Consider the following 12,791-nt stretch of genomic DNA (forward strand, 5'->3'; position numbering starts at 1 on the left):
TTCTTGCGCTGTAGGATCAGGGCAGTTCCAGGCCACCGGCAGCCTTGTGCAGTGCGCGCAAATGCTCGCCCACGTACTTGACGTTGGCCTCGTTGGCGGCGATTTCGGCGGCGCGGCTGGGTTCGAGCAAGGCGCGCACTTCCTTGTCCAGATCGCCGGTCAGGGCTTGTAGTTGCTTCTGGCGCAGGCTGCTCTGGGATTCCAGGCGTTGCCACTCGCTCGGTTGCGGCAAACCGTAGCCGCTGCTGTCGAGCAGTTCCGCTGGGCGGCTGAGAAAGCCGCTGTTGGCGAGGATCTGCTGCAAGGTCTGGTTGGCCTTCTCCATGCCGCCGTTTTTCAGGTCGCGGGCGCCCAGGTAACGCTGCTTGACCTCGTCCTGGGCCAGCAGCAATTGGCGGCGGAAACTCGCCTGTTCCAGTAGCAACAGCGCGGCGCTGGTGCGCAGGTCGGCGCGGTCGAACCAGGGGCGGCGTTCGGCGGCGCTGAGGGAGAGCCAGTCTTCGACCGTGCCCTGGGGGATGGGCAGGTGTTTTTTCAGCACCTCGAACATCGCCTGGTAGCGGTCGCGGAAAGAGTCGAAGCGATAACCCAGGCGCAAGGCTTCGCGTGGGTCGTCGAGCACGCTGGTGTCGGCTAGGCCGCGGCCCTTGAGCACTTCCAGCAAGCCGTTGGGCAGGATGCTGTCCAGGCCGGTGAGCTCAGGGTTGTTGCTGCCGGTGCGCAGCAGCTTGAGGTTCTCTACGGCGCAGTTGTTGGACAGGAAGTAGTAGTTGCCGTCGTAGCTCCAGTGCATCTCGGCGGCGCGCTCGACCGTTTCTTCGACTTCGCGGCGCGACAGGTTCAGCGGCACGGAGGCGAGGCTGCGCAGTTCGGTCTTGGTGTATTCATCGATCACCTGCGCCAGCGGCAGGACGAACAGGCGCGAGGGGTAGGCTCCGGTGAGGCCGTCCCAGCTCGATAGTTGCACGTCGCCGACGAAGGCGCGGTACGACAGCACCAGGTGTTGGTCGAGGTCGAGGCGGCAGTCCGGCCCGCGCGGGCGGCCGGGGGCGCAGATCACCAGGCGCAGCATGCTGTGGCCCCAGCGGCTGACCCAGTTCTGGTTGGCCTCGGCCAACAGGTAATCGACGGCGTAGACGCGCTCCGGGTCCACCTGGCCCAGTGGCTGCTTGGCGAAGTCGTTGCCGGCATTGAGGAAGGCGAACGCCTTGGCGCATTCGGCCTTGGCGGGCGGTGCCCAGCCGAAGTGTTCCTTGAAATAGCGGTACAGCGCCGGGCGCCGACAGGCGTAGCTGGGGTCGAGGAGGAAGTATTCCAGGTTGACCGCGACGAATTCCTTGGGGCTGCTGGTTTCGTAGAGGTCGGGGCTGCGGGCGATCTGGCGGTTGTGCTGCTCGCGCTCGCCGCGCCGGCCGACGTACTGCTGCCACCCGGCCAGGTCCAGCAGGCGCGGGTCGTCGCTCAGGGTGAAGCGCCGGGCGTTCTGGCCCCGGCATTGGTCCGGCAGGCCGACCAGCCCGGCGCTGTCGCTCTGGCGGGTGCAGCGTTGGATCAGGTGCCGCTCGGCGTCGGGCCACAGGCGCGAGCGGTCATAAATGTGGGTCAGCTCATGCACCACGGTGGCGAGCATTTCGCGGCGCACGGTGGCGTGGGGGCGTTGGGTCTTGCGGGTGGCGGCGCTGCCATCGGTGAGGGTGGCCAGGAGGTTGCGGTTCAGGTCCAGCTCTGACACCAGCGACGCCTGGCCGTAGGCGTTAGCGGGCATCTTGTCGGTCCAGCCAACAGCAATGGTGCGATCGAGTTGAGCGATGAAGCGCGGCGGCAGGGCCTGCATCGCTTCATCGATCAGCGCCTGGCTGGCGTGCTGCTCGGCAGGGCTTAGGCCTTCGGCCTTGAGCTGTAATTGCAGGGCAGCGTGGGCGCTGTTGCCCAGGAGCAACAGCGCCGCGGCCAGCAGCCAGGTGCCAACCCGCCTCACAGGGCGAGGATGGCTTGCGCGAGGTCCTGGTCGCTGGCACCACGGGCTTCGGGCACGCGGGTGCGCAGGGTGTCGAAGGCCGCTTCCAGGTGCGCGCCGCGAATGTCGCCGTTGGTGGCGACGAAACTGGCGGCGTCATCGTGGGCTTCGCGCACCACTTTCGAATCGCGGATCGAGGTGGTGGTGTCGGAGGTGAAATCGATTGCGCGGCCAAAGGCGCGAACAATGATGTTACTGGTGGCTACCAGTGTTTGTGCCTGGGCCACGTCGGCCAACAAGAGTAGGCCAAGGGTGGCAGCGATCAGCGGGTTACGCATGGAACAGCTCCGGAAAAACGTAGGTGGTCATTGGACGAGGATTGCCTGTGCCAGTTCAAGGTCGCTGGCACGAAGTTTTGCGTGGGTGTGCCGCAGGTGGGCCAGGGCAGACTCCAGTTGCGCTCCTCGCAGTTGGCCATCGCTGGCAATGAAGGCCGCAGCGTCATCTTGGGCGGCGAGCAGCAGTTTATGGTCGAAGGGCGCTGACGTCACTTTGCTTGAAGCGTAAGCGGTGACCACGAGGTTCTGCGTGGTCAGGTCCAGGGCGGGGGCCGAGGTTGCCCAGCAGGCGGCAATCAATACGGGAGCGATCAGCGAAGGTGAGAAAAAGCGCATGGGACTCGACAGTTAAAAGCGAGCGCCAAGGCTAGCGCAATGCCCGGGCCAGAGCCAGGCCGCATCGCGCTAGCCGCGATCCGAACGGGGCGCTCAGATCACCAGGATGGCCTGGGCCAATTGTGCGTCGCTGGCACCCAGTTGCGGCGCTTGCTGGCGGATGTAGGCGAAGGCGCTTTCCAGCTTCGCCCCCCGAATGGCGCCTTCGCTGGCGACGAAACTGGCGGCGTCGTCGCGGGCCGCTTGCACGATCTTGTTATCGCGAAACGAAGACGACACATCGGAAGTGGCATCGGACGTGGCCTTGAGCGCGCCGACGATCGAGTCAGTGGTGACGATAAAGCTGCTGGCACTGGCGTTGGCGGCCACAGCCAGCAAGGCTGCGGCGCTGAGCAGGCGAAGACGGGACATGGGGGTGACTCCTGTGGATAAGCCGAAAAGACGTTCACTGCCGTTAGCGCGGTGAGTAGAGCCTCTGACGCACACCAGGCCGCGTTCGCCACGTACTTGTCGGATATTAGGCCGGGTCTGGGCGGCCCGATAGGGCTGGCCGCAGATTTATAGCGAGCGCCTCTTGCTCTGCGCGCGGCACGGCGTAAGGCGTACGAGAACGTTCGATTAAATTGTACTGGTCAATTTTAAGATATTTAAAACTGTATTCGTCAGGTGGTTTTGCGAGCCCGGAAACGACAAAGCCCGCCGCAGTGATCTGCGACGGGCTTTGTGTATTCAATTCAGTGCTGGCGGTGGACCCGGTGGGTCAGGGCCAGCAGCGCTAAGTTAGCGCCAGAACGGCTTGCTCAGCTCTTCGTAGCGTTGTGCTTCGCTAATCCCGGCGTCAGCCAGCAGACGCGAATCCAGACGAGCCAGTTGATGGCGGCTGGAGATGCGGCGCTGCCACAGCATCAGGTTGGCGAGAACGCGCAAAGGCATGGAAGCCTGGGTTTTTACAGCGTTGTCTTCAAAAAACAGTTCGGAACTGAGTGTACGTTCCATGATTGACATCCTTCCGCTTGTGGCGGGATTAGGTAGTGGTTTAACTGATGCCAATGATCCTCTCGTTGCACAAGTCTCTCTAGATACAGTTCACCTGTATTGTGAGGGGCCAGTTAACTGTTTATAGGGGCTGTACTGCTCGCAAATGAGGCAACTGTACCTGTCGGCACCTATTTGGTGCGTTTTTGCACGGATGGGTAGTTTTGGTAGGACGTTTCGGTAGGAAAATACCAGTACAGCAGTACAGTTTTCGTCAATCAAAGGGGTTGATGCCGGCGGCTGATGAAAGTGTTTTTGCATCAGCCGCCAACTGTGTGAACTACACCGCGAGCATCCGCCCCGTTTCGTCCAGGTTGATGTGCCACTGCAGAGCTTGGCGCAGGATATGCGGGGTGTGCCCGCCCAGGGCGCACGCGGCTTCGAAGTAGTCGTTCAGCGCCTGGCGATAGTCTGGGTGCACACAGTTGTCGATGATGACCCGCGCCCGCTCCCGTGGCGCCAGGCCGCGTAGGTCGGCCAGGCCGATCTCGGTGACGAGGATGTCGACGTCGTGTTCGGTGTGGTCCACGTGGCTGACCATCGGCACCACGCTGGAAATCGCGCCGCCCTTGGCAATCGACTTGGTGACGAAGATCGCCAGGTGCGCGTTGCGCGCGAAGTCACCCGAGCCGCCAATGCCGTTCATCATCCGCGTGCCGCAGACGTGGGTGGAGTTGACGTTGCCATAGATGTCGAACTCCAGGGCGGTGTTGATGCCGATAATGCCCAGGCGCCGCACCACTTCGGGGTGGTTGGAGATTTCCTGCGGGCGCAGTACGAGTTTGTCCTTGTAGCGCTCCAGGTTGCCGAACACGTCCGCGTTACGGCGGTTCGACAGGGTGATCGAGCTGCCGGAAGCGAAGACCAGCTTGCCGGCGTCGATCAGGTCGAAGGTGGAGTCCTGGAGGACTTCGGAGTACATGGTCAGGTCTTCAAACGGCGAGTCGATCAGGCCGCACATCACCGAGTTGGCGATGTTGCCGATGCCGGCCTGCAGTGGGCCCAGCTTGTTGGTCATGCGCTCGGCAGCCACTTCTTGCTTGAAGAACTCGATCAGGTGGTTGGCGATGGCTTGGGTCTCGCTGTCCGGCGTCGACACCGTGGATGAAGAGTCGGCCTGGTTGGTGATGACGATGGCGACGATTTTTTCCGGCGGGATCGGGATCGCGGTGCTACCGATACGGTCGTCGACCTTGACCAGCGGAATCGGTGTGCGGGTGGGCCGGTAAGTGGGGATATAGATGTCGTGCAACCCTTCCAGATTGGGGTTGTGCGCCATGTTGATCTCGATGATGACTTGCTTGGCGAAGATCGCGAAGCTGGCCGAGTTGCCCACGGAGGTGGTGGGCACGATGTGGCCTTGCTCGGTGATGGCCACGGCTTCGATGACCGCGATGTCCGGCAGCTTGAGCTGGTTGTTGCGCAGCTGTTCCACGGTTTCGGACAGGTGCTGGTCGATGAACATTACCTGGCCGGCGTTGATGGCCTTGCGCAGGGTGCTATCTACCTGGAATGGCATGCGCCGCGACAGTACGCCGGCTTCGGTGAGTTCTTTGTCCAGGTCGTTGCCCAGGCTGGCACCGGTCATCAGGGTGATTTTCAGGGGTGATTTCTTGGCGCGCTCGGCCAGCGCATGGGGCACGGCCTTGGCTTCGCCGGCGCGGGTGAAACCGCTCATGCCGACGGTCATGCCGTCTTCGATCAGGGCGGCGGCATCAGCCGCGCTCATGACCTTACTGAACAAGGAAGGCAAGCGAATACGATCACGGTACATGGATTATTATCTCGGGCATCGAAAGCAAGATGCGCAGTCTAGTGATTTGTGCCCGGTTCGTCCCGCTACCATGGTCGAATGCAGGGCCGCCATTTAGAGCCTTTTGTCGGGTTTTCAACACGCATAAAAAACCCCAGCCTATCCAAGGCCGGGGTTTTTTGTGTTGCGCTGGAGCAGGGTTTTACTCGACAGCCTTGACCATGTCTTCGATGACTTTCTTGGCGTCGCCGAAAACCATCATGGTTTTGTCCAGGTAGAACAGTTCGTTATCCAGGCCGGCATAGCCGCTGGCCATAGAGCGCTTGTTGACGATGATGGTTTTGGCCTTGAACGCTTCGAGGATCGGCATGCCGGCAATCGGCGATTTTGGATCGTTCTTGGCGGCCGGGTTGACCACGTCGTTGGCGCCCAGCACCAGCACCACGTCGGCCTGGCCGAACTCGGAGTTGATGTCTTCCATCTCGAACACCTGGTCGTAAGGCACTTCGGCCTCGGCCAGTAGCACGTTCATGTGCCCGGGCATGCGGCCCGCCACCGGGTGGATCGCGTACTTCACGGTCACGCCACGGTGGGTCAGCTTCTCGGTCAGTTCCTTGAGCGCGTGCTGCGCCCGGGCGACCGCCAAGCCATAGCCGGGGACGATGATGACGGTGTCAGCGTTGGTCAGCAGGAACGTGGCGTCGTCCGCCGAGCCGGATTTCACCGGCCGCGCTTCTTGCGAGCCCGCCGGGCCTGCCGCCTCGGCGGTGTTGCCAAAGCCGCCCAGCAGCACGTTGAAGAACGAGCGGTTCATGGCCTTGCACATGATGTACGACAGGATCGCGCCGCTGGAGCCCACCAGGGAGCCGGCAATAATGAGCATCGAGTTGTTCAGCGAGAAGCCGATACCCGCCGCCGCCCAGCCCGAGTAGCTGTTGAGCATCGACACCACGACCGGCATGTCTGCGCCGCCGATCGGGATGATAATCAGCACGCCCAGCACGAAGGCCAGGGCCAGCATCACGGCGAACGCGGTGAGGTTGCCGGTGAACATGAACACCAGGCCCAGGCCCAGGGTGGTCAGGCCCAACAGCAGATTGAGCTTGTGCTGGCCGCCAAACTGTACCGGTGCGCCTTGGAACAGGCGGAACTTGTACTTGCCCGACAGCTTGCCGAAGGCGATCACGGAGCCTGAGAAGGTAATGGCACCAATCGCCGCGCCGAGGAACAGCTCCAAGCGGTTGCCCGCCGGGATCGCGTCGCCCAACTGTTTGACGATGCCCAGGGACTGCGGCTCGACCACCGCCGCGATGGCGATGAACACTGCCGCCAGGCCGATCATGCTGTGCATGAACGCCACCAGCTCCGGCATCTTGGTCATTTCCACGCGCTTGGCCATGATCGAGCCAGCAGTCCCGCCGACCAGCAGGCCGACGATCACATAGCCGATGCCGGCCGTCGCCAGTTCAGCGCCCAGCTTATAAATGAGGCCCACGGTGGTGAACACCGCCAGCGCCATGCCCAGCATGCCGAACAGGTTGCCGCGCCGCGACGTGGTGGGGTGCGACAGGCCCTTGAGGGCTTGGATGAAGCAGATCGACGCGATCAGGTAGAGCGTCGTGACAAGGTTCATGCTCATTACTTGGGCGCCTCTTCTTTTACGGCTTTCGGGGCTTTTTTCTTGAACATCTCAAGCATGCGGCGCGTCACCAGGAAGCCGCCGAACACGTTCACGGCGGCCAGGGCCACGGCCAGGGTGCCCATGGTCTTGCCCAGCGGGGTGACGGTCAGGGCGGCGGCCAGCATGGCGCCGACGATGACAATCGCGGAAATGGCGTTGGTCACCGCCATCAGCGGCGTGTGCAGCGCCGGGGTGACGTTCCAGACCACGTGGTAACCGACATAAATAGCCAGCACGAAGATAATCAGGTTGTAGATACCGGGGGAGATAAGCTCTTCCATCGTCTGAATCCCTGCTTAGGCGTTTTTACGGATGACTTGGCCGTCGCGGCACATCAGGCACGCGGCGACGATATCGTCTTCTAGGTTGATCTCGAACTGCCCTTCCTTGGTGAAGACCAGCTTCAGGAAGTCCAGCAGGTTGCGTGCGTAGAGCGCCGAAGCGTCAGCTGCGACGGCGCCGGCCAGGTTGGTCGGGCCAACGATGGTCACACCGTTGGCGACGATGACCTGGTCGGCCACGGTCAGCGGGCAGTTGCCGCCCTGGGCCGCGGCGAGGTCGATGACCACCGAGCCTGGCTTCATCTGCGCGACGGTGTCGGCGCTCAGCAGCACCGGCGCTTTGCGGCCCGGAATCAGCGCGGTGGTGATGACGATGTCCGCTTGCTTGGCGCGCTCATGCACGGCCAGGGCCTGGCGCTGCATCCAACTGGCCGGCATCGGCCGCGCGTAGCCGCCCACGCCTACTGCGCACTCGCGCTCTTCGTCGGTTTCGTAGGGCACGTCGACAAACTTGGCACCCAGGGATTCGATCTGTTCCTTCACTGCAGGGCGCACGTCCGACGCCTCGATCACCGCGCCCAGGCGCTTGGCGGTCGCGATGGCCTGCAGCCCGGCTACACCGGCGCCGAGAATCAGCACCCGGGCGGCTTTCACCGTACCGGCGGCAGTCATCAGCATGGGCATGAAGCGCGGGTAGTGATGGGCCGCCAGCAACACGGCCTTATAGCCAGCGATATTGGCCTGAGAGGACAGCACGTCCAGGCTCTGCGCGCGGGAGGTACGCGGCGCGGCCTCCAGAGCGAAGGCTGTAATGCCGCGCTCGGCCAGTTTGGCGATGGTTTCATTGCTGAAAGGGTTGAGCATGCCGACCAGGACGGTGCCGCTTTTAATCAGCGCCAGCTCGTTGTCGTCAGGGGCCACGACCTTGAGAATCAGTTCGGCGCCGAATGCCTCGTTGGCGCTGCCAATGGTCGCACCTGCCGCTTCATACGCACTGTCGAGCACACTGGCGTTAATGCCGGCGCCGCTCTGTACCGTGACTTTATGACCCTGGCCGATCAGCTTCTTGATGGTTTCAGGGGTTGCAGCAACCCGCGTTTCACCCGTCTGGGTTTCGAGAGGAACACCAATGTGCACGTCAAATCTCCTGCTGGATCTTATTGCTTTGTGATTCTTTAAGAGGCCAGTGCACGACGACACGTGCGCTGGGGCGGCCGATCAGCACGGTCCCGCTGTATTCAGGGCGGGGCGCGGCATTTTGCAGGCGAACTTTGTGCCCTTCAAGGGATTATGACGGGTGACGGAAAATTAACTACAAGTCATGCCGTGACCGAATGTCGCAACAATGCGGCGATAACCCTTGTAGGGCACGGCTTTCAAGGTGCAGGACGGAATTCAAGAAAAATTCCCATCCGTGTGCTGAATAAGCTGACATGACCTCGGGATAAGGGCGCAAAGGCAATGAGTACGGTGCTTGTAGGACGATTGTTCTGGTTATCGGTACAGTTTGTTTAAAGGCGACATTTAGTTATATCTGTAGTGATTATATTTAGCTGACTACGGAGTCAGCTAATGTTTGAAAGCCCCTGCCCTTCGGGGTTGTAGCTGTTAGCTTGGTGGATCAACCAGTCGCGGAAAGCTCGCAATGAGGCGGATTCGACTTTTCGGTCAGGAATCATCAGGTAATACGCCTTGATGCTCGGTAGTGAATGTTCATTGGCGATGACCAAGCGCTTCTCTGCCAATTCGCGTTGAATCAGGAACGGCGGGATCAGGGCGATACCCATCTCGTGCATGGCTGCCTGGGCCAGCATCGAGAATAGCTCGTAGCGCGGCCCTGTCATGTCCCGGGGAATATTCAACTGCCGGGCGTTGAACCATTGGCGCCAGGCGTAGGGGCGTGTGGTCTGTTGCAGCAGTGGCAGGTCGGCAATTTCTTTGGCGCTCAACTGACCTTTCGCGCCCAGCAGGCTCGGGCTGCACACCGGCATCGGGTTTTCGCCCATCAGCCTATGGGATTCGGTGCCGGACCAGTCTGCATCACCAAAGTAGATAGCGGCGTCGAAGTCGGTGTCGGCAAACAGGAAGGGCCGGGTGCGGTTGGTCAAGTTGACGGTGACTTCCGGGTGCTGCTGCTGGAAGTCCTTGAGCCGGGGCAGTAGCCATTGCGTGCCAAAGGTCGGCACCACGGCCAGTTCAATCACGTTGGCGCCCTGCTGGCCCATCACCGACAGCGTGTCGCGCTCGACCGCATCCAGTTGCGTGGCGACCCGGCGGCTGTAGGAAAGCCCGGCCTCGGTCAGCTTTACGCCGCGCCGGGAGCGGCGAAACAGCTCAACGCTGAGGAACTCCTCCAGGCTGGCGATCTGCCGGCAAATCGCCCCTTGGGTCAGCGACAGTTCTTGGGCAGCCTTGGTGAAGCTTTCATGGCGCGCGGCGGCCTCAAAACTGACCAGGGCGGTGGTGCTGGGTATTTTCCTGCGCATGTACAGCTATCTCACTAATTCATTGCTGGTAGGTGCTTTCAGGCTATTACGAAGTGAGTAAACAGCACAACAGTATGCAAAATCCTCGTTTGCCGGATCGGCGGGGGCGGCCTAGGATCAACCCACGAAATTTGACCTGATGACGAGGACTCAACCCATGGCCGGTAAAGCAAGCTTCAACTGGATCGACCCGCTGCTGCTGGATCAACAGCTCACCGAAGAAGAGCGCATGATCCGCGACACCGCCGAGCAATTCGCCCAGCAGAAGCTCGCGCCGCGGGTGCTTGAGGCGTTCCGCCATGAAAAAACCGACCCGGCGATCTTTCGCGAAATGGGTGAAGTCGGCCTGCTGGGTGCCACCATTCCCGAGCAGTATGGCGGCAGCGGCTTGAACTACGTCAGCTACGGCCTGATTGCCCGTGAGGTCGAGCGCGTCGATTCCGGCTATCGCTCGATGATGAGTGTGCAGTCCTCGCTGGTGATGGTGCCGATCAATGAATTCGGCACCGAAGCGCAAAAACAGAAATACCTGCCGAAACTGGCCTCGGGCGAATGGATCGGTTGCTTTGGTCTGACCGAGCCCAACCACGGTTCCGACCCGGGCGCGATGATTACGCGTGCACGTAAGGTCGAAGGTGGCTACAGCCTGACCGGCAGCAAGATGTGGATCACCAACAGCCCGATTGCCGATGTCTTCGTCGTTTGGGGCAAGGATGACGCGGGCGACATTCGCGGCTTCGTCCTAGAAAAAGGCTGGAAGGGCCTGAGCGCCCCGGCGATCCACGGCAAGGTAGGCCTGCGCGCCTCGATCACCGGCGAAATCGTCATGGATAACGTCTTCGTCCCTGAAGAGAACATCTTCCCGGACGTGCGTGGCTTGAAAGGCCCTTTCACCTGCCTGAACTCGGCCCGCTACGGTATTTCCTGGGGTGCCTTGGGTGCCGCCGAATTCTGCTGGCACACCGCCCGCCAATACACCCTGGATCGCCAGCAGTTTGGCCGCCCCTTGGCCGCTACGCAGTTGATCCAGAAGAAACTGGCCGACATGCAGACTGAAATCACCCTCGCCCTGCAAGGCTGCCTGCGCCTGGGCCGTATGAAAGACGAAGGCACGGCGGCGGTGGAGATCACCTCGATGATGAAGCGCAACTCGTGCGGTAAGTCCCTGGACATCGCGCGCATGGCGCGGGACATGCTGGGCGGCAATGGCATTTCCGACGAATTCGGCGTGGCGCGGCACCTGGTCAACCTGGAAGTGGTGAACACCTACGAGGGTACGCACGACGTTCATGCGCTGATCCTGGGGCGTGCACAGACGGGTCTTCAGGCGTTCTATTAATAGGAGCACTTCCATGGGCGCGCTTTCGCACCTTCGGGTATTGGACTTGTCGCGGGTGTTGGCTGGCCCCTGGGCTGGGCAGATCCTCGCGGATCTCGGGGCCGAGGTCATCAAGGTCGAGCGGCCGGGCAATGGCGATGACACGCGCGCCTGGGGCCCGCCCTTCCTCAAGGACGCCTATGGTGAGAACACCACCGAGGCGGCCTACTACCTGTCGGCCAACCGTAACAAGCAATCCGTCACCATCGACTTCACGCGGCCCGAGGGGCAGCGCCTGGTACGGGAGCTGGCGGCCAAATCCGACATCCTGATCGAGAACTTCAAGGTCGGTGGCCTTGCGGCTTATGGTTTGGATTATGAGTCGCTCAGGGCGCTGAACCCGGAGCTGATCTACTGCTCGATCACAGGCTTCGGGCAAACCGGCCCCTACGCCAAACGCGCCGGCTATGACTTCATGATTCAGGGGTTGGGCGGGTTGATGAGCCTGACGGGCCGTCCCGAGGGCGATCAAGGCGCTGGGCCGGTAAAGGTCGGCGTGGCGTTGACGGACATCCTCACCGGGCTCTACTCGACGGTGGCGATCCTCGCAGCGTTGGCCCATCGCGATCACGACGGCGGCGGGCAGCATATCGATATGGCGCTGCTGGATGTGCAGGTTGCGTGCCTGGCTAACCAAGCGATGAACTACCTGACCACAGGGGTTGCGCCGAAGCGCTTGGGCAATGCCCATCCTAATATCGTGCCCTACCAGGATTTCCCGACGGCGGACGGCGATTTCATTCTTACGGTCGGCAATGATAGCCAGTTCCGCAAGTTTGCCGAGGTGGCTGGGCAGCCGCAGTGGGCGGATGACGCGCGGTTTGCCACAAATACGCAGCGTGTGGCCAATCGGGCGGTATTGATTCCGTTGATTCGTCAGGCAACAGTATTCAAGACCACGGCGCAATGGGTGTTGCAACTGGAGCAGGCGGGCGTGCCGTGCGGTCCGATCAATGATCTGGAGCAGGTGTTCGCGGACCCTCAAGTTCGCGCGCGTGGGTTGGCGTTGGAGATGCCTCATGAACTGGCGGGCATTGTTCCTCAGGTCGCCAGCCCTATCCGTCTTTCCGAAACGCCTGTGGAGTACCGCAATGCTCCACCTTTGTTGGGCGAACACACGTTGCAGGTGCTCCAGCAGGTGTTGGGGATGGATGCTTCGGTGGTGGCTGCCTTGAAGGAGTCAGGGGTGCTTTAGGTCGCTATCTATATAGAAGGAAGTTGGGCGCGCCCCTTCTCATAGAGAAGGGGCCTCTTGCTGGGCTTTTTGCTTGGCTCGATAGAAAACCTGAATTAACGGTTGACGGCGATTTATATCTGTCTATAATTCGCCCCACTTCCAGCGCAGTCGAAACGGAAAACTCCTTGGTAAACAAAGAGTTATGTAGGTTTCGACAGCGCGGAGCTTCAGGTCATCGAAGTCCGAAAGGAGTTGAAAAAGAGGTGTTGACAGCAGCGAGTAACGCTGTAGAATTCGCCTCCCGCTAACGAGTGATCGTCAGCGCAAGTGGTTGAAGTTGTTAAAGATTTCCCAGCGAAACTTTGAAAG

Annotated in this window: 12 protein-coding genes; 2 read left to right on the forward strand and 10 right to left on the reverse strand. The window is 61.2% G+C overall.

All coding sequences use genetic code 11. The annotated features are described in order from the left end of the window. Nucleotides 1-16 precede the first annotated feature (16 nt). From AC19YR_RS12830 to AC19YR_RS12875, 10 genes are all read right to left on the reverse strand, one after another. Nucleotides 17-1,978, reverse strand: a complete 1,962-nt coding sequence (locus tag AC19YR_RS12830; RefSeq protein WP_500598710.1) for a DUF7844 domain-containing protein — start codon at nucleotides 1,976-1,978, stop codon at nucleotides 17-19. Beyond that, a complete protein-coding gene (locus AC19YR_RS12835; RefSeq protein WP_095110341.1) occupies nucleotides 1,975-2,295 on the reverse strand; it encodes a DUF2388 domain-containing protein in 321 nt (106 codons plus the stop codon). Before AC19YR_RS12835 ends, AC19YR_RS12830 begins: the two co-directional genes overlap by 4 nt. Nucleotides 2,296-2,322: 27 nt before the next feature. Beyond that, entirely contained in the window at nucleotides 2,323-2,631 is a 309-nt protein-coding gene (locus tag AC19YR_RS12840) for a DUF2388 domain-containing protein (protein ID WP_095110343.1), read from the reverse strand. Between the two features lie 93 nt (nucleotides 2,632-2,724). Beyond that, complete coding sequence (locus AC19YR_RS12845; RefSeq protein WP_095110344.1) at nucleotides 2,725-3,042, reverse strand: DUF2388 domain-containing protein; 318 nt, start codon at nucleotides 3,040-3,042, stop codon at nucleotides 2,725-2,727. A gap of 369 nt (nucleotides 3,043-3,411) precedes the next feature. After that, nucleotides 3,412-3,627, reverse strand: coding sequence for a DUF1127 domain-containing protein (locus AC19YR_RS12850; protein ID WP_095110346.1), 216 nt, complete (start codon nucleotides 3,625-3,627; stop codon nucleotides 3,412-3,414). Nucleotides 3,628-3,946: 319 nt separating this feature from the next. Beyond that, entirely contained in the window at nucleotides 3,947-5,440 is a 1,494-nt protein-coding gene (scpC, locus tag AC19YR_RS12855) for a succinyl-CoA:acetate CoA-transferase ScpC (protein ID WP_095110347.1), read from the reverse strand. 181 nt (nucleotides 5,441-5,621) lie between these two features. Beyond that, a complete protein-coding gene (locus AC19YR_RS12860) occupies nucleotides 5,622-7,058 on the reverse strand; it encodes an NAD(P)(+) transhydrogenase (Re/Si-specific) subunit beta (protein WP_095110349.1) in 1,437 nt (478 codons plus the stop codon). Beyond that, nucleotides 7,058-7,381 (reverse strand): NAD(P) transhydrogenase subunit alpha part 2, encoded by a 324-nt coding sequence (locus tag AC19YR_RS12865; protein ID WP_003187010.1) that lies wholly within the window; start codon nucleotides 7,379-7,381, stop codon nucleotides 7,058-7,060. Before AC19YR_RS12865 ends, AC19YR_RS12860 begins: the two co-directional genes overlap by 1 nt. A 15-nt stretch (nucleotides 7,382-7,396) precedes the next feature. Further along, on the reverse strand, nucleotides 7,397-8,518 hold the full coding sequence (locus AC19YR_RS12870; protein ID WP_500598712.1) for a Re/Si-specific NAD(P)(+) transhydrogenase subunit alpha: 1,122 nt from the start codon (nucleotides 8,516-8,518) through the stop codon (nucleotides 7,397-7,399). Between the two features lie 428 nt (nucleotides 8,519-8,946). Beyond that, nucleotides 8,947-9,867, reverse strand: coding sequence for a LysR family transcriptional regulator (locus AC19YR_RS12875; protein ID WP_095110355.1), 921 nt, complete (start codon nucleotides 9,865-9,867; stop codon nucleotides 8,947-8,949). Nucleotides 9,868-10,024: 157 nt separating this feature from the next. Here AC19YR_RS12875 and AC19YR_RS12880 point away from each other — a divergent pair, with 157 nt between their 5' ends. Both AC19YR_RS12880 and AC19YR_RS12885 read left to right on the forward strand, forming a co-directional pair. Beyond that, the gene (locus AC19YR_RS12880) at nucleotides 10,025-11,206 is read left to right on the forward strand and encodes an acyl-CoA dehydrogenase (RefSeq protein WP_045059067.1); all 1,182 of its coding nucleotides are present in this window, start codon (nucleotides 10,025-10,027) and stop codon (nucleotides 11,204-11,206) included. A 13-nt stretch (nucleotides 11,207-11,219) separates the two neighbouring features. Next, on the forward strand, nucleotides 11,220-12,440 hold the full coding sequence (locus tag AC19YR_RS12885; RefSeq protein WP_095110356.1) for a CaiB/BaiF CoA transferase family protein: 1,221 nt from the start codon (nucleotides 11,220-11,222) through the stop codon (nucleotides 12,438-12,440). Nucleotides 12,441-12,791: the final 351 nt, after the last annotated feature.

Source organism: Pseudomonas sp. MF08817, assembly GCF_059862705.1.

Coding starts and splice junctions, on each gene's coding strand:
- AC19YR_RS12835 (WP_095110341.1), bottom strand. CDS start 2,295: ATGCGTAACCCGCTGATCGCTGCCACCCTTGGCCTACTCTTGTTGGCC.
- AC19YR_RS12840 (WP_095110343.1), bottom strand. CDS start 2,631: ATGCGCTTTTTCTCACCTTCGCTGATCGCTCCCGTATTGATTGCCGCC.
- AC19YR_RS12845 (WP_095110344.1), bottom strand. CDS start 3,042: ATGTCCCGTCTTCGCCTGCTCAGCGCCGCAGCCTTGCTGGCTGTGGCC.
- AC19YR_RS12850 (WP_095110346.1), bottom strand. CDS start 3,627: ATGGAACGTACACTCAGTTCCGAACTGTTTTTTGAAGACAACGCTGTA.
- scpC (WP_095110347.1), bottom strand. CDS start 5,440: ATGTACCGTGATCGTATTCGCTTGCCTTCCTTGTTCAGTAAGGTCATG.
- AC19YR_RS12860 (WP_095110349.1), bottom strand. CDS start 7,058: ATGAGCATGAACCTTGTCACGACGCTCTACCTGATCGCGTCGATCTGC.
- AC19YR_RS12865 (WP_003187010.1), bottom strand. CDS start 7,381: ATGGAAGAGCTTATCTCCCCCGGTATCTACAACCTGATTATCTTCGTG.
- AC19YR_RS12875 (WP_095110355.1), bottom strand. CDS start 9,867: ATGCGCAGGAAAATACCCAGCACCACCGCCCTGGTCAGTTTTGAGGCC.
- AC19YR_RS12880 (WP_045059067.1), top strand. CDS start 10,025: ATGGCCGGTAAAGCAAGCTTCAACTGGATCGACCCGCTGCTGCTGGAT.
- AC19YR_RS12885 (WP_095110356.1), top strand. CDS start 11,220: ATGGGCGCGCTTTCGCACCTTCGGGTATTGGACTTGTCGCGGGTGTTG.